The organism is Tistrella arctica, from assembly GCF_039630945.1.
Taxonomy (GTDB): domain Bacteria; phylum Pseudomonadota; class Alphaproteobacteria; order Tistrellales; family Tistrellaceae; genus Tistrella; species Tistrella bauzanensis.
The window spans coordinates 198,405-220,955 of the sequence record NZ_JBBKTV010000002.1 but is presented as its reverse complement, the minus strand read 5'-3'; the positions used below and the strand labels follow the sequence as shown (position 1 = coordinate 220,955).

The following is a 22,551-nucleotide window of genomic DNA, read 5'->3' as shown; positions in this document are numbered from 1 at the left end:
GACTGCTTGGCAGTCGCATTCCCCGATAGGACGGGCCGGAGGCAGGTTTTTTCAGGCCGGGGCGCAGTTTTTTCACGGCGATGCCAGATTTCTGCCACAACCCTGCAAACCCTTAGGCCTGATCAACCTTTGGTATCAAGGCTGGCCGGTATCGGCCCGGCTGGCACGCAGCCTGATCACGCGTAAAGCCGGGTCGGTGGCGATCTCGGCTTGCCGGAACGGCAGCGCCATCAACTGGCCGGCCGCGAACAGCCGGGTCTGGTCGTCATGGAAGGGCGATGTCGGGTCGGCCGACTGGCCATAGGTGAGCAGCCCCCGCGCCACCGGCCCGCCCGCATCCCAGCGCACCAGTTGGATATAGCTGCTGCCATAGATCCGGGCCGCGTCATAGCCGCCGGCCCCAAACGGGCCGAAGGTCATCTCGTTCAACACGCCCTCGAATTCATCGCCGCCCGGCACCGGAATGCCCGCCGCATCAGTCCGGGCGCCAGTCCGGCGCTGCTGAACCGCACCCAGCGCGATATCGGCCGGAAAACCTGCCGCACGCAATTGTGCCGCCGCGTCGCTCAATGCCTGCCGCATGGCCGTGGTGACGGCCGGGTTGGCCAGATCCACCACCGCCGGCGTCGTGAACGGCCGCGCCGGATCGAAGGTCACCGCCCACAGCCCGTCGATCGCCCGTGCCCGGCGCCACGCCTCGCGGAACAGCGCAGCCCCCCGGATGTCGGGGCTGCTGGTCCGGTCCCAGCCGGCCAGGGCGGCGCAGGCCGATGCCAGATCGCCCTCACCCTCCGCCCTCTGCCCGCCCATCTCAGACCAGCAGACCGACAGCATGGCATCCACCACCAGCTCGGCCGCGAGATTGCGGTTGTCGAACAGCATCGCCTCCAGATCGGCCGGGGCGACGCGGCCGCCGGTCGCGGTGACGATCTCGTCCAGCCGCCGCTTGCCCATCCGGGTACGCAGCCGTTGGGCCACCGCCTCTGGCCCGACGATCCGGGCATAGCCGGTGAGCGGTGCCGCCGGATCGGCCAGCCAATGGCTGTCATTGCTGTTGAACACCAGCCCGCGGGTCAGCCGGCGGGGCATGCGGTCGGCCGGCATCAACCCGTGATCCGGCCGCATGCCGGCGTCGTCATCCACGGCCTGACAGGCGGCACGGTCGCCGGCCAGCACCACCAGCCGCGCCGCACGCGCGATCGCCGCTCCGGCATCGGATGGCGCACAGCGCGCCGCCAGATCGTCGGGAACCGCCGGCACGCCGGTCATGTCGGCATACAGCGCATCGCCATGGCGGTCGGCGGCCAGCGTGTTGATCCAGGGCGTGCCCCGGATATCGGCCAGCGCCCGATCGATCTCGCCGACGCTGGCGGCCGTGGCGAGCCGCAGCCATTGTTCCACCAGCCGGGTGTCGTGGCGTTCCGGATCGGCCAGCGCATAGGCAATCCGTCCGGTCCAGGCAAGCCCGCGATCGGGCATGGCCACCACCATGCCGAAGCGGGTGTCATAGAGTGTCCGGGTCACCGGGGCGGCGCCGGCCATCGGCACGGTCACCGTCACCGCCCGCATCCGCTCGGGCCGGCCATCGACCAGATAGGACAGCGGATCGCCCGGCACCAGCGCCAGTTCATGGAGCACGAAGCGCTGGCTGGCGGAGACCGTATGGCTCCAGGCGACATCGCGGTTGAAGCCGATCACCGGCACCGGAAACGGCGGCAGCGCGGCCCCCATCACGTCCAGCCGCCCGGGCAGGGTCAGATGCATCTGAAAGAAGCGGCTGTTGCCCTGCCAGGGGAAATGCGGATTGCCCAGCAGCAGGCCGCCGCCATCGGCGGTGAGGTCGCCGCCCAGGGCATAGGCGTTGCTGCCCAGCCGGGCCGCATCATCACGCCCGCCGAGGTCGGAGACCGGCACGGGCACGGGCGGCGTGCCGGCATCGCCGGCCGGCGGCGCGGCGGTGGCGATCGCCATGGCGAAACGGCCGCCACTGGCCTGGATCGCGCGTTCCGTCAACAACCGGCGCAGATCGCCGCCGCTGGCCGGACGCACCCAATCGGCATCGCGACACGCCGCCGGCAGCCCGCCGGGGCCGCGCTCGGCCAGATAATGGTTGTAGCCGGCGGCATAGCCATCGATCAGCGCCACGGCATCGGCATCACCGGCGGCATAGCCGGCGGCGATCCGCGCATCATCCAGATAGGCGCGAAAGAACACGTCGCTGTCGAGATTGCGGGTCGGTCCGCCAACCAGATCGACCATCGCATCCGGCCCGAAGGCCTGCGAGCGTTCACCACGCACGGTGACCAGCGCATCGGCCAGCAGGCAGACATTCTTCGCGGCATAGGCATAACCGGCCCCGAAGCCCAGGCTCGCCATGTCATCGGCCTGGATATGCGGGATGCCATGGGCGGTTTCGCGGATCACCACGTCATAGGCGGCGGTATCGGCACCGGCGGCCACAGCCGGCCCGGCCAGCACCAGCGCCAGCCCGACGATCAGAGGTTTCATGATCATGCCCCGGCCGCACCGGCCAGGCGTGCCATACGATCGCGTTCCACCGCCTCGGCCCGGCGCCGTTTCGGGCAACTGCCGCAGAAGGCCTCGCCCGGCATCACATAGCGCAGGCAGCAGACCTTGCGGGTTCGCAGATCCGCCACCATCCGCACCGGATCATGCAACAGGTTCGGGGTGCCGTCGGGTCGGTCGGCACGTGACAGCAGCCCGGCCGTGGCCTCCGCCGCCACCTGCCGGCCGGGCAGCGACCGGGCCAGCGGCACCAGCATCCGCGCCGCCCGGTCGAGATAATCGGCGGCATTGCTCCACAGCATCCGCGCCGGCACACCGGTCGCGGCACTGAAGGCCGCGATCATCGGCGCCAGATGGCCGTCGATCAGCGCCGCATGGCGGACGAAGCCGCAGTCACTGGCGCGGGCCACGGCATCCAGCGGCAACCCGTCACCGGCCACGTCGAAACCCGCCGGCCGGCCGTCGCCGTCCAGCACCATCGCCATAGCCTGCGGGTCCAATGGCAGCGCCACGTCCAGAACCAGATTGGCCGCCACCGCCGGCAGGATCAGGGCGCCGAAATAGGATTTGGTCCATTGCGACACGGCGGCCACTTTGCGCGCCGGCCCCAGCGGTGCCGCAAATCCCAGCACCGCCGCGCCAATCGCCGCCGGTTCGGCCAGCGGCACCGCCGGGCCACGGTCGACGGTGCCATGAACCGCGAACACCCCGGCATAGCCGGCATAATCGCCGGTCAGCCAGGGCAATAAGGGCTGAAGACAGGGCAGTGTCACGGCCGGCGCCCCGCCCCCACGGCCTGCGGCACGATGTCGTGCGCATCTGAGTCGAACACGCGGGACAGCGTCCCGTCCAGCAGGGCGGCGGCGATTTCATGCGCCCGCACCACCACCACCGACAACAATGTGTCGCTGAGCCCGTGGCTGTCCTCACAACTGCCCTGAAGGAAGATGCGGGGGCCGAAACCCGGCGCGGTCTGCGCGCGATACCAGCGATCGGGGGCATAGGACACCACATGCGGCGCCAGCCCGGCCACCATCTGCCCCGGCACATCGCGGTCATAGCCGGTGGCCAGGATCACCGCCTGATAGCCGGTGGTCTCGCTGTCGCCGGTCAGCACGTCGCGGCTGCCCAGCACCACCCCGGAGGCATCGGCCGCCACCCCGGTGATCCGCCGGCCGCGCAGCACGCGCAGGCGTTCAACGCCCGACACCTTCTGCTGATACAGGGCTTCATAGATCTTGCGGATCAGGTCCAGATCGACCACCGAATAATTGGTGCTGCGGAAATCCTGAAGCAGCGCCTGACGCTCGGCATCGGGCTGACGGAAGATCACATCGGTGAAGGACGGGTTGAAGATCTCGTTCACGAACGGGCTGTCATCAGCGGGTTTCAGCGCGGAGCCGCGCAGGATCAGATCAACCCTAAGGTCAGGGAACCGGTCGCGTATATCGAAAAAGATCTCGGCGGCGCTCTGCCCGCCACCGATCACCGCCACGCGGCCCTGCCCGGCCCCAACTCCAGCTCCTACACCGGCCCCTGCACCGCGCCCCGCCCGTTCAGCGGCAGCCAGCCGGTCCAAGTGGCGCAGATAGGTCGAGGAATGGAACACCCGCCCATCCCCCGCCAGCGGCCGGAAGGGTTCGGGGATGCGCGGCCGGCCACCGATCGCCAGCACCAGATCGCGGGTCAGGCGCAGCCGTTCCCGCCCGGCGGCATCCACCGACCGCACGGCCAGGGCCTGCACCGGCTCGGCACGGCCGCCGGCGCCGGCCACCGGATCGACCGCCACCACCTCCTCGCCATAGCTGCACCGGTCGGCGAAGCGCGCCGCCGCCCAGCGCAGATAGTCGTTGAACTCGATCCGGCTGGGGAAAAAGCTCTTCTGGTTGATGAAATCGACCAGCCGGCCCTTGGCGTGCAGATAGGCGATGAAGGTGAACGGGCTGGTCGGGTCATGCAGGGTGATCAGATCCTTCAGGAACGACACCTGCATGCGGCTGTCGGGCAGCAGCATGCCGCTGTGCCAGCGGAATTCGGGCTGCTTCTCGATGAAATGCACCCGCCGCCGGTCTCCGCGCGTGGGCGCTTCTCGCGCAGAGGCCCCCGGCGCGGGCGCCCTTTGCGTGCCGGCCATGCCGTCCAGCGCAATCGCCAATGCCAGGTTCGATGGCCCGAAGCCCACCCCGATGACATCATATGCCCCATCCTCGATCGTCATCCTGGTCATCCTTCGTGGTCGGCATCATCGGCGGAGGCGGTGACGAAATCCGGCAGCCACAACCGGTCGCCGAAGAACCGCTCGCGCAGCAGCATCACCAGCGTGGCGCGCTTATGGGGAAAGTCGAACTGCTTGATCCGGGCAAAGCCGGCGCGGTCGAGATTGCGCAGTTGCTGCGCATGATCGGCGCGCGGCTCGCCCACGATCCGGCGGGTGCGCGGGTCATCCAGAAACAGGTAATGCATCAGCGATGGCAGCCAGGCCGAGACATAGTCGCGGCCCCGGAAGCCGTCCTCGCCCACCAGCACATGCCAGCCCCGGTCATAGTCGTCGACGTCATAGAACGGGCCGATGCGGTTCTCGCGCGCCCAATAGATCTCGAAATACCCGAAGGGCGCGCCATCGAAACAGCCGATCAGCGGGATCATGTGCGGATCGGCCAGAATCCCGCCCAGATACTGGCGATGCTTGTCCAGATCGCCCGCCTCCTCCCAGATCGCCGCCACGCGCGGATCGTTCATCCAGCGGTGCAGCCGGTCCAGATCCTGATCGATCGTCGCCACGCGGAAGCTCAACTCGGCATCCAGCCACGGAATATGGCGGCGATAGACCACGCCCTCCGGCGCCGGCGGGCGGCGCGGATGGCGGACGGTGCCGGTGAACACCGGATCATAAGGATAGGGACAATCACAGAGAGAGGGAGAGGCCGCGCCCGCATCCCCGTCATGCCCCAGCCACGGCGCCGGTCGCTGCCACAGCATCCCCGCCGTCACCAGCAGCGCGCCGCCATCGCAGGCCGTGGCGATGCCCTGTCGCAGCAGGCGCGGCGCCGCTGCCCTGGCCGTGGCACCGTCCAGCGCCAGGGTGGTCATGCGCGGATGCCGGGTCATGATCGCCACGCACAAGGCCTCCGCCCAGGCCGCCAGCATCTCCGGATCGCCCGCCTCGATGGTGACCAGCATCCGGCCGGGTGTGTCGGGTATGGCCTGCAATCCGGCGCGGACCAACGGTGCGGCATCGGGACCGACAATCGCCGTGGCGGCATCCACCGTCACCAGTGACCGCCCATGGTCAGGCGCCGCGGCTTCGGGGTGCAGAACGCTGTTCATGGTGCTGTCTCCTCGATGATGTCTGATGCCGGCCGGTTGTCCCCGGCCTGGTCGACCACGCGGGCGATCGCCGCCAGGAAATCCGGATGGTGCAGGATGGTGTCGTGGCCGGCGTCGATATCGATGACGGCCAGCCCGCCGCCTGCCAGCGGCCGCCACGATGCCGCCGGAATATGGCTGCCATCGGTGCCGCCGGCCCTGGTCGCCACGGCCCGGAACAGGGTGATGGCGGCCTCCACCCGCGGCACCGGCCAGCCTTCCAGCAGGCGTTTGTGCAGCAGCACCAGATCCAGCGCCGCCGCCGCCAGCCGGTCGCGATCGCCGGCCGCAGCCGACCCATCCCCTGCCCGGCCCATCTCCCCTGCCCGGTCCACCACCCCTGTCCGGCCCATCTCCCCTGCCCGGCCGGCCGCGAACTCGGCCGCCAGTTCGGGCGTCGTGTGGCTGTCGACGTCGCGGTTCAATTGCGCCGCGATCGCCGCATGGCTGGCGGTGATCCGGGGCACCTCGGCCGCCGTGTCGATCAGGATCAGCCGCTCGACGATGTCGCCATCGGCTTCCAGCGCCCGGGCCATCGCCATGGCGATCCACCCGCCCAGCGACCAGCCGGCCAGCCGGTATGGCCCGGCCGGCTGTATCCGGCGCAGCCGGGCCACGTAATCCGCCGCCAGCGCCGCCACATCCGGCACCGTCCAGTCGGGATCGATCAGCCGCGGCGCCTGAATGCCCAGCACCGGCACCTGGCCGTTCAGCACTGCCGCCAGCGGCCGGTATTCCTGCACCAGCCCATAGCCCGGATGGATGCAGAACAGCGGCGTGCCGTCGACATCCCGGGTGTTCAGCGGCAGGATATTGGCCGGCATCCGGTCGGGATCGCCCGCCGCCGCCTGCCCCGCCGACTCCAACCCCGCCGCCAGCCCGGCAATGGTCGGGGACAGGAACAGGGCGTCCAGGCTGAAGCCGTCGATGCCGTCGGCGCGCGCGGCCGCCGCCACCTGCAAGGCCAGCAGCGAGTCGCCGCCGATGTCGAAGAAGCTGTCGGTGATGCCAAAACCATCGCGCCCCAGCACCCGTCGCCAGATCGCCAGCAGCCGGGTTTCAAGGATGGTCGCCGGCGGCACGATCGGGCCGTGGGCCGCATCCGGCACCGGCAGGGCGCGATGATCCACCTTGCCGCTGGGCATCAGCGGCAGGGCGTCGAGCACCACCACCGCCTGCGGCACCATATGGGCCGGCAACTGCCGGCCGAGGTCTGCGCGCAGCGCCGCCGGATCGCCCTGCCCCGCCACCCAGGCGATCAGCCGGTCGCCGACCACGCCGGCCACGGCATCGTCGATGCCGGGTGCCGCCCGCAACAGAGCCTCGATCTCGCCGGGCTCGATCCGGAAGCCGCGCAGCTTCACCTGCCCGTCGATCCGGCCCAGGAACACCACCACGCCATCGGCGCGCCGGCGGCACAGATCGCCGCTGCGATAGAGCCGCGCGCCCGGCGCCCCGTGTTCATCGGGCACGAAGTATTCCGCCGTCTGCGAGGGCCGGCCCAGATAACCACGGGCCAGGGCCGGGCCGCCGATGCACAGCTCACCGATGCCGCCATCGGGCACGGTGTTGCCGTCCACCCCCACCACCCGCGCGGTCCGGCCCGGATAGGTCCGGCCGATCGGCACCGGTGGATGGTCGACATCGGCACGATCGGTCTGGTGATACAGCGCCGAAATCGTCGCCTCGGTCGGGCCATAGCGGTTGTCGAGCCGGATATGGCCCAGCGGCCCGCCCGTCCAGCGCGCCAGCGCATCCACCGACAGCGCCTCGCCGCCCACCGTCACCCGGCGCAGATGGCCGAAGCGCAGATCCGGATCGCGCGCCCATTGCTGCCAATAGCCGGTCGGGATATCGGCGATGGTCAGGCGCTCGGCCTGAAGCACGGCCGTCAGCTCGGCCGCATCCCACATGGCGGGCCCGCGCAACACGATCCGCCCGCCCACGGTCAGCAGCGGCAGCATCTGTTCCACAGCGGCATCGAAATTGATGGTCGAGAATTGCAGCCCGGCATCCTCGGGCCGGTAGTCGAAGGCCGGGATGAAGTCGTCGAGATGATGGCTGAGTGCCGCATGAGAAATGCCCACGCCCTTGGGCAGACCGGTCGAGCCCGAGGTATAGATCACATAAGCCAACTGGTCAGGCCGGACCGGCGGATGGCGCCGCTCCAGGCCCGTCGCCGGCGCCGCGTCTTTCAGCGCCTCGACATCGATCAGCGGCCGGTCATCCGCAACCGCCCGCATCGCCGGCAGGCTGGCGGGACCGACCACCAGCACGTCCAGCCGGCTATCCTCGATCATGTGACGCAGCCGCGCCGCCGGGTAATCGGGATCGAGCGGCACATAGGCACCGCCTGCCTTCAACACCCCCAGCAATGCGGCAACCAGCCCCACCGAGCGCTCGACACACAACCCGACCCGATCTTCCGGCCGGATGCCGGCCAGGATCAGCCGGTCGGCGATGGCACCGGACCACGCCTCCAGCGCGCCATAGCTGATCCGCCGGCCATCGCAGGCCACCGCCTCACGCGCCGGATCGGCCGCCGCCTGCGCGCTGATCCGCGCGGTCACCGCCCGGAACGGATGCGCCAGCGCCAGCCGGGCCGGTTCATCCGTCCCACCCGTCGTCACACCGGCCGCGATCGAGCCCAGCGGCACATCGCCCGCCGCCGCCAGCCGGCCGAGCAGGTCGATGAAGGCCGCGTTCAGCCGGGCCACCGCCGCGGCATCGATCCGCGCCCCGTCCCAGCCCCAGCGCAGCTCCAGCCCCTGGCCCGGCACCACCGCCAGCACCAGCGGGTAATGGGTCCGCTCCACCATCTCGGTCCCGGTGGTGGCGGCGCCAAGCCGGCTCTGGCCGGCGGCGGCATCGATCGGATAATTCTCGAACACCAGCAGGCTGTCGAACAGGCCGTCGCCGCTGCGGCCGGTCCAGCGCTGAACATCGGCCAGGCTGGAATGCTCCACCTGCCGCAAGCGGGTGTTCAATGCCTGCACATCGCGCAGCCACGCGCCCAGCCGCGCCGATGGCGGCAGATCGATCCAGACCGGCAGGCTGTTGATGAACAGGCCCAGCATCCGCTCGACCCCGGCCAGATCGGCCGGCCGGCCCGACACCGTCACGCCGATGCCCGCCTGCGCCCGGCCCGCCAGCCGCCCCAGCAACAGCGCCCAGCCCGCCTGCATGATCGTGGCCAATGTCACCTGTTCACGGCGCGCCAGCTTGCGCAGGGCATGGGCCAGATCGTCGTCCACCGCCACCGTCAGCCGATGGCTGCCGGGTTCCGGCCGCATCGGCCGGCCCAGTGCCTCGGTGATGCCGGCGGGGTCGGCGATCCGCGCCGCTTCCGCCCGCCACCACGCCTCCGGTGCCGGCTGGCGCTGCATCCAGGCGACGTAATCGCGATAGGGCGGCGCCGGCGACATCTCCACCGCGCCACCATCGACGCGTGCGTCGTATTCCCGCGCGACCTCGCGCAGCAAGCGCGCCGTGCTCCAGCCATCGGTCAGGGCGTGGTGGGTGGTCCAGACCAGGTCATGACCACCATCCGGGCGCCGGAACAGGGTGATGCGCATCAGCGGCGCCACCGTCAGATCGAATCCCCGGCGCAGATCCGCGGCCCGCCACGCGGCCAGCCGCGCCTCATAACCCTCAGGTCCGGCCGACAGATCATGAACGTCCACCGGCAGCGTCACCCGCCGCATGACGATCTGCAAGGCGTTGCCGCCATGGCGCCAGTCGAAGCGGGTGCGCAGGATCGGGTGGCGCGCGATCGCCGCCGCCCAGGCGCCCGCCAGCGCCTCCACATCCAGCGCGCCGCCATCCTGTCCGCCGGCCGCAAGCGTCAGGCGCAACTGGTTGACATAGGCACCGGCCGACCGCTGGCTGTGAAGGATCAGGCCCTGTTGCAGCGGGGTCGCGGGATAGATGTCTTCAACCGTGCCGGGCGCGATCTCCAGCCGGGCCAGCCCGGCATCGTCCAGACCGGCCAAGGGGTAATCGACCGGGACCGGGGTCGGATCGGCGGTCAGGCAATGGCCGACCAGATCGGTCAGGCCGCGCTCGAACCGCGCGATCAGCGCCGCCATCGCCGCACCGTCGATCACCGCCGGATCATGCCGCCAGCCGATGCGCAGCCGGCCATCGGTGACCGCGGCATTGATCTCAAGCGCATGCTCCATGCGGCCGCGCCGGCCGATATTGCGCCCGGCGGTTTCGGTGCCCAGCCAGAACCGGCCGCCTTCCTCAAGGCTGCCATCGAAGCGGCCAAGATAGTTGAAGCTGACATCGGCCGCCGGCAAGGCCGCCGCCGCATCGCGGATCGCCTGATCCCCGGCGATGGCAAGCAGGCCGCGCCCGGTGCCCCGGCCGGGCACCCGGCGCAGCACCTGGCGCAGATCGGCCAGCAGCCGGGCGTCATCGCCCCGGGTCGGCAGCGCCACGTCGTGGCGGGTGGTGAACCAGCCGATGGTGCGGCTGAGGTCCAGCCCGTGATCGCCGTCGCGGCCATGGCCTTCCAGCGACACCAGCAGCCGGGCGGCGCCGATCTCGTCGCCGATGGCGCGGGCCAGCGCCGCCAGCAGCACCTCTTCCACCGTCACCCGATAGGCGCGCGGCACCTCGGTGATCAGCCGGCGGGTCATCGCCTCGGCGATGCCGCGCTCCACCTCCAGGCGGCCACCCGACCGCGCCGGCCCCCAGGCCGGGGCGGCGCCCTCCAGATGTCCCTGCCACCAGCCGAGTTCGGCCAGCAGATGGGCATGCTGTTCGGGGCTTGCGGCCTGCCGGTGCAGTTGGTCGACCCAGCGGCTCCACGGTGTCGCCGGTGCCGGCACCACCACCGGGCGGCCGGTGCAGGCCGCTTCATAGGCCTGTTGCAGATCGTCCAGCAGCACCCGCCACGACACGCCGTCGACCGCCAGATGATGAAGGACGATCAACAGCCGGTCGCTGCCATCGGCCAGATGGAAGCAGCCGGCCCTGAGCACGGGGCCGGTGCGGATATCCAGGCTGGCCTGCACGGCCTCGCCCGCCGCATCCAGCGCGGCCAGGTCCGCCACGTCGCGCACCACCAGCAGGTCGGCGGTCTCGCGCGCCACCACCCGCTGCCGCCAATGGCCGACATGATCGGCCCGGAACCGCAGCCGCAGGGCATCATGGGCGGCGACCAGACCCGCGATCGCCCGTTCCAGCGCCACGATGTCCAGCCGGCCGTTCACCCGCAGCAGCACCGACTGGTTCCAGTGCGACGGGCCATCGGGATGGCGGGCGAAGAACCACGACTGGATCGGCGTCAGGGCCAGATCGGTGCCGGTGATCTCGGTCAGCGCCGCCGCGTCATCGGCGGCACGAGCCAGGGCCGCCAGCCGGTCGATGCGCGGATGTTCGAACACCTGACGCGCGGTCAGGCGGATGCCGGCGCGGGCGGCACGGGCCACGACCTGCATGCTGAGGATCGAATCGCCGCCCAGATCGAAGAAGCTGTCGGTGACCCCGAAACCACTCTGGCCCAGCACCCCCTGCCAGATGTCGAGCAGCGCGGCCTCGATCGCATCCGACGGCATGACGATGGCGCTGCCGCCCCGCTGCGGCACCGGCAGCGCCCGCCGGTCGACCTTGCCATTGGCGGTCAGCGGCATTGTGTCCAGCACCAGCAGATCGGCCGGCACCATATATTGCGGCAGCCGTGCCGCCAGATGGCGCAGCAGGTCATCGGGCTGCACGTGGCGACCGGCGCGCGGCACGGCATAGGCGGTAAGCTGGCGGCTGCCGGCCAGACCGGTGCGCACCACCACCACGGCCTGCTCGACCGCGTCATGACTGGTGAGAGCGCTTTCAATCTCTCCCAGTTCAATGCGATAGCCACGAATCTTCACCTGATCATCCAGCCGCCCCAGATAATCGAGCGTGCCATCGGCGCGCCAGCGCGCCAGATCGCCGGTGCGATACAGCCGCTCGCCGATGGCGAAGGGATGCGGCACGAAGCGATCGGCGGTCAGCCCGGGCTGACCGGCATAACCCCGGGCCAGCCCGGCGCCGCCGATATACAAGCCCCCGGCCGCGCCTTCAGGCATCAGCCGCAGATCGTCATCCAGAATCAGGATGCTGGTATTGGCGATCGGCCGGCCGATCGGCAGCGCGCCATCGCCGGTACCGCCGCCATCCGTGCTGCCGCCATCCGCTGCCTGCACCACCTCGTGGATCGCGCAACCGACCACGGTCTCCGTGGGGCCATATTCGTTGAACAGCCGCGTGCCCGGCGATGCCGCCAGCCAGGGCGCCACGGTGCTGGCCATCAGCGCCTCGCCACCGATCACCAGCGCGCGGGCATGGCCGGCATAGGCGCCGGCCGGCCGCAGATGCTTCAGCGCCTCGATATGCGCCGGCGTCAGCTTGACCAGGCTGTAATCCTGGGCCTCGGCGGCAAGCGCCGCCGACAGCGCCGCGATCTCATCGGCTTCGGGCAGCAGGGTGACGGCGCGGCCGGTGATCAGCGGCACCATCAGGCTGGTGACCGTGGCATCGAAGCCCAGCGGCGTGTTGATCGGCGCGCCCTGGCCCGAAGCGCGTCCGTCGTCATCCACGGTCAGATAGCGATCGATGGCGACCCGCAGGTAATTCACCACCCCGCGATGCGGGATCATCACCCCCTTGGGCCGGCCGGTCGAGCCCGAGGTGAAGATGACATAGGCCAGCGAACCCGGATGGGCGCGCGGCGCGGGCGCCGTGTCGGGCCAGACGGTGTGGGGCCAGACGGTGTGGGGCCAGACGGTGTGGGGCCATGACGCATCGGCCGCCGCCGGTTCGTCGTCGATCGGCAGCGTGTCGATGCCGGGGAAGCGACCGGCATTGTCCGTATCGGTGATCACCAGCCGGGTGCGGGCGGTGTCGACCATATAGCGCAGCCGGTCATCGGGCGCGTTCGGATCCAGCGGCACATAGGCGCCGCCCGCCTTCATCACCGCCAGCAGGGCGATGATCACCACCGGCCCGCGCGGCAGGCACAGCGCCACCGTCACATCCGCGCCGATGCCATGCCCGATCAGCCGATGGGCCAGCCGGTTGGCGGCGGCGTCGAGTGCGGCATAGGACAGCACGGCGCCATCCGCCGCCACCACCGCCGGCGCTTCGGGATGGCGCGCCACCCAGGGCGCGATCAGATCCTGAACGCAGCCATCCAGATCATAGGGCACCGCGATGTCGTTCCAGACCGACAGCAGCCGGCTGCGTTCATCCTCCGCCAGCGGATCGATCAGCCCGATCGGGGCGTCGGCATCCTCGGCCGACAGCGCCGCCAGCAGTCGCAGCAGATGGCCGTGAAGCCGGGTGATCACCGCGCGGTCGAAGCGGCGGCCATCCCATTCCCAGCGCAGGTCCAGCCGCGCGCCCGGCACCACCATCAGGGTCAGCGGATAATGGGTGCGGGTCACGGCATCGGCGCCGGTGATGCCCAGCCGGGTCTCGATATCGCGGATCGCGGTTTCGATCGGAAAGTTCTGGAACACCAGCAGCGTGTCGAACAGCGCATCACCGCTCAGCCCCGACCAGCGCTGCACATCGGCCAGGCTGGTCTGCTCAACCTGCCGCAACCCGGCATTCAGGGCCTGGATGTCCTGAAGCCAGCCCGCCGGCCGCGCCGTCGCCGGCACATCCACCCAGACCGGCAGGCTGTTGATGAACAACCCCGGCATGTGCTCCACCCCGACCAGATCGGCCGGGCGGCCCGAGACGGTCACGCCGAACGCCGCCTGATCGCGGCCGCCATGGCGGGCCAGCAACAGCGCCCAGGCACCCTGCACCAGCGTGTTCAACGTCACCTGCATCCGCCGCGCCGCCATGGTCAGGCGGGTGGTCATGGCCTCGTCCAGCAGCACCCGGTATTGATGCGCGCCGGGCTCCGGCGCCGTCGGCCGCGCCAGCGCCGCCGTCAGCAGGGCCGGCTCGTCGATCCGTGCGATCTGTTGCCGCCACCAGGGCTCCGGATCGGGCTGGCGGGCCAGCCAGTCGACATAGGCCCGATAGGGCGGTGGCGCCGGCAGATCGCCATCGATGCCGCCACCGTCGATACGGGCCACGTAATCGCGCGCCACCTCGCCCAGCACGATCATCGTGCTCCAGCCATCGGTCAGGATGTGGTGATTGCTCCACACCAGATCATGGCCGCCATCGGGGCGCACGAACAATGCCAGCCGCATCAGCGGCGCCGTGGCCAGATCGAAGCCGCGAGCGGCATCCTCGGCCATCCGCGACCGGATGCGCGCCTCGGCGACATCGGGCGCCAGCCCCTGCCAGTCGTGGATCTCGATCGGCAGATCGGCTGTGGCCATGACCACCTGCAACACCGTGCCGCCATGGCGCCATTCGAAGCGGGTGCGCAGCACCGGATGGCGCGCGATCGCCGCATCCCATGCCGCGCGCAGCGCCACCACGTCGAACCGCCCGGCCAGGGTCAGACGCAGTTGATTGATATAGACCGCCTCGCCGCCGGCCATCTGGCTGTGGAACAGCAGCCCGCGTTGCAGCGGCGTCGCCGGATAGATATCGGCGACACCGTCCAGCGACTGGCCCAGTCCTTCCAGGATCGCGCGGTATTCGGGCAGGTGCGGATCGGCCGCCACCGCGGCCCCACCGGCACCCGGCCCGCTGTCGGGGGCCGCCACGGCGCGCCCTGCTGCCGCATCGGCACAGGCCGCCAGCCGGGCGATATCCGGCTGGTCGAAGATCTGTTTCGGGGTCAGCTTCAGCCCGGCCTTGCGGGCCCGCGCCACCAGTTGCAGGCTGAGGATCGAATCGCCGCCGATCTCGAAGAAATTGTCGGTGACGCCGATCTCCTGGCGCTTCAGCACCTGCTGCCAGATGCCGAGCAGCGCCGCTTCGGTGGCACTGCGCGGCGCCACCGGGCCGTCCGGCTGCACGTCGCCGGCCGCCCGGTCACCGGGCAGGGCCTTGCGGTCGATTTTGCCATTCGCGGTCAGCGGCAGCGCGTCCAGCACCTGCACCGATTGCGGCACCATGGCATCGGGCAGCCGCACGGCCAGTGCCTGTTTCAGCGCCGCACCGTCCAGCCCGTCACCGGCCGCGAATCCCCGCAGCCGCAGGCGCCCCTCGCCATCGGCGCGCGCGATCACCACCGCCTGCCGCACGCCGGGCAAGGCGCGCAGCGCCGCCGCCACCTCGTCGGGCTCCACCCGGAAGCCACGAATCTTTACCTGATCGTCCAGCCGGCCCAGAAAGCCGATCGTGCCATCCGCCAACAGAAGCCCGCGATCGCCGCTGCGATACAGCCGGCTGCCGGGCCGCCCTGCGGCATCGGGCACGAAGCGTTCGGCGGTCTGGCCGGCACGGCCGACATAGCCGTCGCTCACCCCCGCGCCGCCGATGCAGATCTCGGCCGGCTGGCCAGGGCCGGCCGGGTTGCCGTGGTGGTCCAGCAACCGGACCAGCGCATGATCCAGCACCCGGCCCAGCGGCAGATGGCCATCGCCCGACGTGCCATCACCCGCTTGGCCATCGCCATTCGGCGCGGCCACGGCACCCGCGATCACCCCGACGGTGGTTTCGCTGGGGCCGTAATGGTTGACCAGCCGGCAATCCGGCGCCAGTTCCACGACCGCCCGGGCAAGACCGGCCGGCAGCGCTTCGCCGCCCAGCAGCAGATAGCGGCGCGGCAGCACCCGCGCCGGTGCCGCCGCCTGCATCAGCCCGGCCAGATGGCTGGGCACGATCTTCAACAGATCGATCTGATGGTCCTGCATCCAGGCGCCGAACCGGTCGGGATCGAAGATCGCGTCATCCGCCGGCACATGCAGCGCCGCCCCCCACCACAGGGCACCGAACAGCGCGCTGTGGCCCAGATCGGCGGCGGGGGTCGACACCCAGCCCGCCGCCAGCCCGGCACCGTCGGTGATGTCCAGCCGCCGGCTCAATGCCGCCAGATAGGCCGCCAGCGCACCATGGCTGACCGATATCCCCTTGGGCGTGCCGGTCGACCCGGAGGTATAGATAATATAAGCCTCGGCGGCGGCCGGCAGATCCACCAGCGTCGCGGCACCCGCATCATCGGCGCCCCATGCCTCTGGCCTGCCCGATATCAGCGCCACCGCCGGCGGGCACCAGCCGGCGGCGGCATCGCCGGCGATCAGCCAGCCGGCGCCGCAATCGGCCAGTTGCAGCCCAAGCCGCGCGGCCGGTGCCGCCGGGTCCAGCGGCACATAGGCGCCGCCCACCCGCCAGACACCCAGAATCGCCGCGACCATCGCCCGGCCGCGCGGCAAGGCCAGCGCCACGCGCGCGCCAGGTTCTACACCTCTGGCCTGAAGCTCTGCCGCCAGCCGGCCGGCAGCGGACCACAGCGCCGCACGGCTCAGGCTGCCGTCAGCATCCGCCACCGCCAGCACATCCGGGTCCGCCGCCGCCAGCCGGGCGATCCGCGCCGGCAGCAGCGATGCCGGCATCGGCATCGGTTCGGCGTCGCCATCCGGGCCGCTGCCTGCCGACCAGGGGCTGAAATCGCCCAGCCGGCGTGCCGCCTGTTCCGGCAGGGCGCGCAGCACCGCCACCAGGGCGTCCATCAGCCGGGCGATATCGCCGTGACCGTAATGGCCCAGATCATAGGCGAGCGTCAGGCTGAGTGCTGCGCCGGTCTCGGCGATCAGGCTCAACGGATAATGGTTGCGGCCATCGGTCAGCGTCACCGCGTCGTCGACCATGGCATCGGCCGTCTCACCGATCCGCGGCGCGGTGATCCGGATGTCGCCGGTCGCCGCCGTCGACAATGCCGCATCGACCGGGAAATTCTCCACCACCAGAATGCTGTCGAACAGGCCGGCATCGCCTTCGGTCTGAACCAGCCCGCGCAGCCGCGCCAGCGGCAGATGATCATGCGACCGCAGATCCAGCATATGGCGCTGAACCGCCGCCAGCCAGCCGGCCACGGTCTCGGACGGGTCGATCCGCAGCCGCAGCGGCACGGTGTTGATGAACAGCCCGGCAATGCTGTCGGCATCGGCCAGATCGGCCGGGCGTCCGGCCGTGGTCAGGCCGAAACAGACATCCTCCCGGCCGGCATGGGCGCCCAGAAGCCAGCCCCAGGCCGCCTGAAGCACCGTGGTCATCGTGCCGCCGGCCCGGCGCGCCAGATCGGCCAGGGCGCTGGTGGTGGCAGGGTCCAGATGCTGGCGCCGCTCGGCATGGGCGTGTGGCGCCGCCCCACCGTCCGCCGCCATTGCCGGCGCCGGCCGGCCGCGCGGCAGCGGTGTCGGGCCGTCGATACCGGCCAGATCCGCCCGCCACCAATCCTCGCCCGCCGTCTTGTCCTGTTGCTCCAGCCATTTGATATGGCTGCGGAATGATGGTACCGCCCCCGCCAGGGTCATGCTGTCGGTATAGCCGGTCAGCACCTCGCTCAGGATCCGCGCCACGCTCCAGCCATCGAGCTGAAGGTGATGAAACCGCCAGGTGAACCACCAGCGGTCGTCGCCGATGCGGATCAGATCCAGCGCCGGATCGGCGGCGCGGGCGAAGTCGAACCCCGCCGCCCGGGCCGTCGCCCAATCCGCCGCCAGCCGCGCCGCCTGTGCCGCCGGGTCCAGCGCCCGCCAGTCGTGGTGGTCGATCCGGGCCATGGTGCGGCGATAGACGATGTGAACCGGGCGCGCGATCTCGCGCCAGCGGATATCCGCCCGCAGGATCGCATGGCGGGCGATCACCGCCGCCCAGGCCCGTTCGAACCGCGCCACATCCAGCGCGCCGTCGATCTCGAAGACATGGCGGATGTGATAGGGGTCGGCCCCACCCTTCAGGGCATGGCCCAGCATGCCCTGCTGCAGATCGGACAGATAGAAGATCTCGGCGACGTTCGCTTTGTCCCGGAAGCCCGTCGGGGCTACCGCCCCGCTCGCAGTTGCCGGGGCCACCGCCCCGCTCGCAGTTGCCGGGGCTACCGCCCCGCTGGCGGTTGCCGGGGCCACCGGCTGGGGAGCATCGTCCTGACCGCCACTGCGGTGATAGCTGTCCATGGTCATCCGTCGATCTCCGCGAGCAGGTCGTCGAGCGCGTCCTGGTCGATGTCGATATCGAAATCCTCAGGCGTCGCCTTGGGATCATGGGTCAGGCAGTGGTCGATCAACGCGGTCAGATGCCGCCCGAAGGCCGCCGCCAGCGCCGCGACATCCGCCCGGTCGAGCACCCCGGTGTCATGGCGCCAACTGACCGACAGCCGGCCGCCGGCCACCATCGCGTTCAGCTCCAGCCCATGGGCCATGCCGCTGGTCGATGCCACCGCCCGGCCCGCCGCTTCGCGCGTGAAGCTGAACCGGTTGGCCGCAGCCCCGGCCTTGTCAACCGATCCGGACATGTCACCCGACCCGGCTTCGTCGAACCGCCCCAGATAGTTGAAGCCCACCGCCGCTTCGGGCAGCGCGCGCGCCTTGGCTGCCACCGCCGGATCATCCGACAGCCGCAACAGCCCCGGATGCAGCCCCTTCTGCGGCACCGCCCGCAAGCATGCCTTCACGCCCGACAGCAGCGTCTCGGGCGGTCCGGCCACGGCCGGCGCGATGGTGAAGCGGGTGGTGAACCAGCCGACCGTGCGGCTCAGATCCACGCCGTCGATCACGTCTTCCCGGCCATGGCCTTCCAGGCCGATCAGCAGCCGCGTGCCGGCCGCCAGCCCGTGGGCATCGCCCAATGTGCGGACAAGGCTTGCCAGCAGCACCTCGTCGACGCCGATGCGATAGCGGCGCGGCACGTCGTTGATCAGCCGGGCGGTGGTGGTCTCGTCCAGCAGCCAGTCATGCTGCAGGCTTTCACCACTGCGGACGTCAGGCAGAACCGCCACCGCGCCGCTCAACTGGCTCTGCCACCAGCCCAGTTCCTCTGCCAGCGCCGGTGCTTCCGCATAGCGGCGCTGGGCCAGAACCCAGCGGCTCCAGGGCGTGCCCACCGGTGTCAATGCCGGCTCCCGGCCGCTGGCCGCCGCCGCATAGGCCTGTTCCAGATCGCCCAGCAGCACCCGCCACGACACCCCGTCGACCGCCAGATGATGGATGGCGATCAGCAGCCGGTCGCCGCCGGCCCGGCGGAACAGCCCGGCGCGCAAGACCGGGCCATGGCCGATATCCAGGCTGGCCTGAACCGCATCCCCGGCCGCATCCAGCGTTGCCGGATCATCGTCGATCGCCCGAACGATCAGCAGATCGCCGGCCTCGGCATCGGCCGCCGGCACCACCCGCTGCGACCAGCGCTGGTCGCTGCCCATGGTGAAACGCAGCCGCAGCGCATCATGCCGGCGCACCACCGCCGCCAGGGCAATGGCAAGTGCCGCATCGTCCAGCGCGTCGGTCACCGCCAGCAGCACCGCCTGATTCCAGTGCGACGGCCCCTCGGGATAGCGCTCGAAGAACCCGGCCTGGATCGGTGTCAGCGGCAGATCCCGGCCGGTGACCTCATCCGCCGCATCCACGCCGCCGGCCAGCCCGGCGACCGCCGCCTGTTCCTGAATGCGCGGATGTTCGAACACCTGCCGTGGGGTTAGCACCAGCCCCGCCTTGCGGGCCCGTGACACCAGTTGCAGGCTGAGGATCGAGTCGCCGCCCAGATCGAAGAAGTCGTCGCTGACCCCGAAATCCGCACGGCCCAGCACCGCCTGCCACACCGCCAGAAGCCGCGCCTCCACCACGTCGCGGGGCGGCAGGGCCGCCGCCACCGGCGCCGGATCGGGATCGGGCAGCGCCCGCCGGTCCAGCTTACCCGCCGGGGTCAGCGGCAGCGCCGCCACGGCCATGATCGCCTGCGGCACCATATGGGCCGGCAGTTGGGTCGCCAGCGCCGCCTTCACGGCCGCCGGATCGGCCGTGCCGGTGACATAACCCACCAGCCGCGGCGTCTCGGCGCCGGTCAGCACCACCACCGCATCGTCGACCCCGGCATGGCGGCGCATCGCCGCCTCGATCTCGCCCGGTTCGATCCGGAAGCCGCGCAGCTTGATCTGCCCGTCCATCCGGCCCAGGAAATCGATCGTGCCATCCACCCGCCGCCGTGCCAGATCGCCGCTGCGATACAGCCGCGCGCCCGGCGCGCCAGCCTCGTCGGGCACGAAGCGTTCCGCCGTCAGCCCGGCCCGGCCCAGATAGCCCCGCGCCAGCGCCGGTCCGCCCAGGCACAATTCGCCCTGCCCGCCATCGGGCACGTCATTGCCATGAACATCGATGATCCGCGCCACCCGGCCCGGCCAGATCGCGCCGATGGCGACCGCCGCCGCCATGGCATCGTCCGGCCGCACCCGATGACCGCTCACCGTCACCACCGCCTCGGTCGGGCCATAGGTGTTGTCGAACGGCACGCTGGCCAGCGGCCCCGCGAACCAGGCGTCGAGTGCCGCACCCGGCAGGGCCTCGCCACCTGTCGCCACCTGGCGCAGCGCCGGCAGCGGCCCGGTCACCGCCGTCTGCCATGCCCGCCAATAGCCGGTCGGCAGATAGGCCAGCGTCACGCCGTCGTCGCGCAGCCGCCGGGTGACCTGTTCGGGCGACCACAGATCGGCGCCGCGCATCACCACCCGCGCGCCCACCGTCAGCGCCGGCAGGATCTGTTCCACCGCCGCGTCGAAGCCCAGCGTCGACAGTTGCAGAACCCGGTCGTCGATGGTCAGGCCGAAGCGGTCGATATAGTCGTCGACATGCACCGCCAGGGCGCCATGGGCAACACCCACACCTTTCGGGCGCCCGGTCGAGCCCGAGGTATAGATCACATAGGCAAGCTGCGCCGGCCGTGGCGCCGGCAGAACCGGCAGGGTCGTGTCCGCGCCATCGCCGGCGGCGGCGTCGATCTCGACCAGCAGCCGGTCGGCCGCCAATGCCGCCAGCCGCGCCCGGCCGGCCTCGTCCACCACCAGCAGCCGGACACCCGCATCATCCAGCATGTCCTGAAGCCGGGTGTCGGGCAGATCCGGGTCCAGGGCCAGCACGGCACCACCCCCGGCCAGAATGCCGACGAAGCCCGCAACCAGCGCCGGACCACGGCCGACACACAAGCCCACCACATCGTCGGCCGCGAGGCCGGCCGCCAGCAGGCGCCGGGCAACCGCGCCGCTCACCGCCTGAAGATCGCCATAGCGCAGCATGCGGCCTTCGCTGGCAACCGCGACCGCATCGGGCCGGGCCGCAGCCGCAGCGGCGATCCGGTCCACGACGTCGCGGAACGGTGCCACCACCGGCGCCTGCGCCGGATGCAGGTCGTGCGCCAGCGCGATCGCGCCGATCGCCGGGTCGTCGCCGGCACCCATCCGGTCCAGAAGCTGGCCAAGGCCGCGCGCCAGCCAGGCCACCCGCGCCGCGTCGAGCCGGGCGGGGTCGTAGCCGAAGCCCAGGGCGATGGTCTCGCCCGGCGCCACCGACAGGGTCAGCGGATAATGGGTGCGTTCGATGGTCTCGCTGGCGCGCAGCCGGCCGCCAAAGGCCGTGGCCGCCAGCCCGGCATCGACCGGATAATTCTCGAACACCACCAGACTGTCGAACAGGGCGTCACCGCTGCGCCCGGTCCAGCGCTGCACATCGGCCAGCGGCGATTGCTCATATTGCCGCAGATCGGCATTCAGCCCCTGAAGATCGCGCAGCCAACCGCCCAGCGACATCGATGCCGGCAGATCGACGAACAGCGGCAGGCTGTTGATGAACAGGCCCTGCATCGCCTCCACCCCGGCAAGCCCTGCCGGACGCCCGGCCACGGTCACGCCGAACGCCACCTGATCGCCGCCGCCCAGCCGCGCCAGCAGCAGCGCCCAGGCACCTTGAACCACGGTGTTCAACGTCACCCCGGCCCGGCGCGCCAGGGCCGCCAGCCGGGCGCTGACATCCGCGTCCAGCACGACGCGCAGATCATCGTCGCCGTCATCGGGCAGCCCCGCCGACGGATCGGCCGGCGCCAGGGCCGCGGTCAGCGTCACCGGATCGGCGATCCGCGCCGCCTGTGCCCGCCACCAGCCCTCGGGCGAAGGCTGTGCCGCCAGCCACGCGACATAATCGCGATAGGGCGCCGGCGCCGGCAGGTCGGCCGCGCCGCCTGCCAGCCGGGCGGCATAATCCGTGGCGATCTCGCGCAGCAGCCGCGCCGTGCTCCAGCCATCGGTGATGACATGGTGCATGGTCCAGACCAGATCCTGGCCACCATCGGGGCGCCGGAACAGGTTCAGCCGCATCAGCGGCGCCCGGGTCAGGTCGAAACCCCGCGCCACATCTTCGGCGCACCACGCCGCCAGCCGGGCATCGTGGTCCACCACATCCGCGGCCATCCAGTCGTCCTGGCCGATCACCAGCGCCGCCCGGCGCTGCACCACCTGCAACGCATCGCCGCCATGGCGCCATTCGAACCGGGTGCGCAGCACCGGATGGCGATCGATCGCCGCCTGCCATGCCGCCTGCAGGGCCTCCGGGTCCAAGGCACCATCGATGGTCAGCCGCAACTGGTTGACATACAGCCCGTCGCGGGCACCGATCCGGGCATGGAACAGCAGCCCCTGTTGCAGCGGTGTCGCCGGATAGACGTCGTCGATCGCCTGGAAGTTCTCACCCAGATCGGCCAGAACCGCCCGCAGGTCACTGAAATCCTGCGCGATGGCGTGGCTCACCACCGGGTCGAGCGGCTGCACGACCATGGCCAGAC

Annotated in this window: 6 protein-coding genes (1 of these 6 cut by a window edge); all 6 read right to left on the bottom strand. The window is 70.8% G+C overall.

Annotated features, from left to right (window positions below):
- Positions 1 to 135 precede the first annotated feature (135 nt).
- Tightly spaced (each overlapping or abutting the next), the 6 genes in view from WG924_RS04935 to WG924_RS04910 form a layout consistent with a single transcriptional unit that may run on beyond the window.
- Complete coding sequence (locus tag WG924_RS04935; RefSeq protein ID WP_345931908.1) at positions 136 to 2,514, bottom strand: penicillin acylase family protein; 2,379 nt, start codon at positions 2,512 to 2,514, stop codon at positions 136 to 138.
- Positions 2,511 to 3,299: a siderophore-iron reductase FhuF gene (gene fhuF, locus WG924_RS04930; protein WP_345931907.1), complete on the bottom strand. Its 789-nt coding sequence runs from the start codon at positions 3,297 to 3,299 to the stop codon at positions 2,511 to 2,513. Before fhuF ends, WG924_RS04935 begins: the two co-directional genes overlap by 4 nt.
- Positions 3,296 to 4,753 (bottom strand): lysine N(6)-hydroxylase/L-ornithine N(5)-oxygenase family protein, encoded by a 1,458-nt coding sequence (locus tag WG924_RS04925; RefSeq protein ID WP_372044714.1) that lies wholly within the window; start codon positions 4,751 to 4,753, stop codon positions 3,296 to 3,298. Before WG924_RS04925 ends, fhuF begins: the two co-directional genes overlap by 4 nt.
- A complete protein-coding gene (locus WG924_RS04920) occupies positions 4,750 to 5,853 on the bottom strand; it encodes a GNAT family N-acetyltransferase (RefSeq protein WP_345931905.1) in 1,104 nt (367 codons plus the stop codon). The genes WG924_RS04925 and WG924_RS04920 overlap by 4 nt, the downstream gene beginning before the upstream one ends.
- Complete coding sequence (locus WG924_RS04915; RefSeq protein WP_345931904.1) at positions 5,850 to 17,915, bottom strand: non-ribosomal peptide synthetase; 12,066 nt, start codon at positions 17,913 to 17,915, stop codon at positions 5,850 to 5,852. Before WG924_RS04915 ends, WG924_RS04920 begins: the two co-directional genes overlap by 4 nt.
- Positions 17,912 to 22,551, bottom strand: the 3' end of a protein-coding gene (locus WG924_RS04910) for a non-ribosomal peptide synthase/polyketide synthase (RefSeq protein ID WP_345931903.1). 18,094 nt of this gene lie beyond the right edge of the window; only the last 4,640 of its 22,734 coding nucleotides appear in the window; its start codon lies beyond the right edge, outside the window; it ends in the stop codon at positions 17,912 to 17,914. Before WG924_RS04910 ends, WG924_RS04915 begins: the two co-directional genes overlap by 4 nt.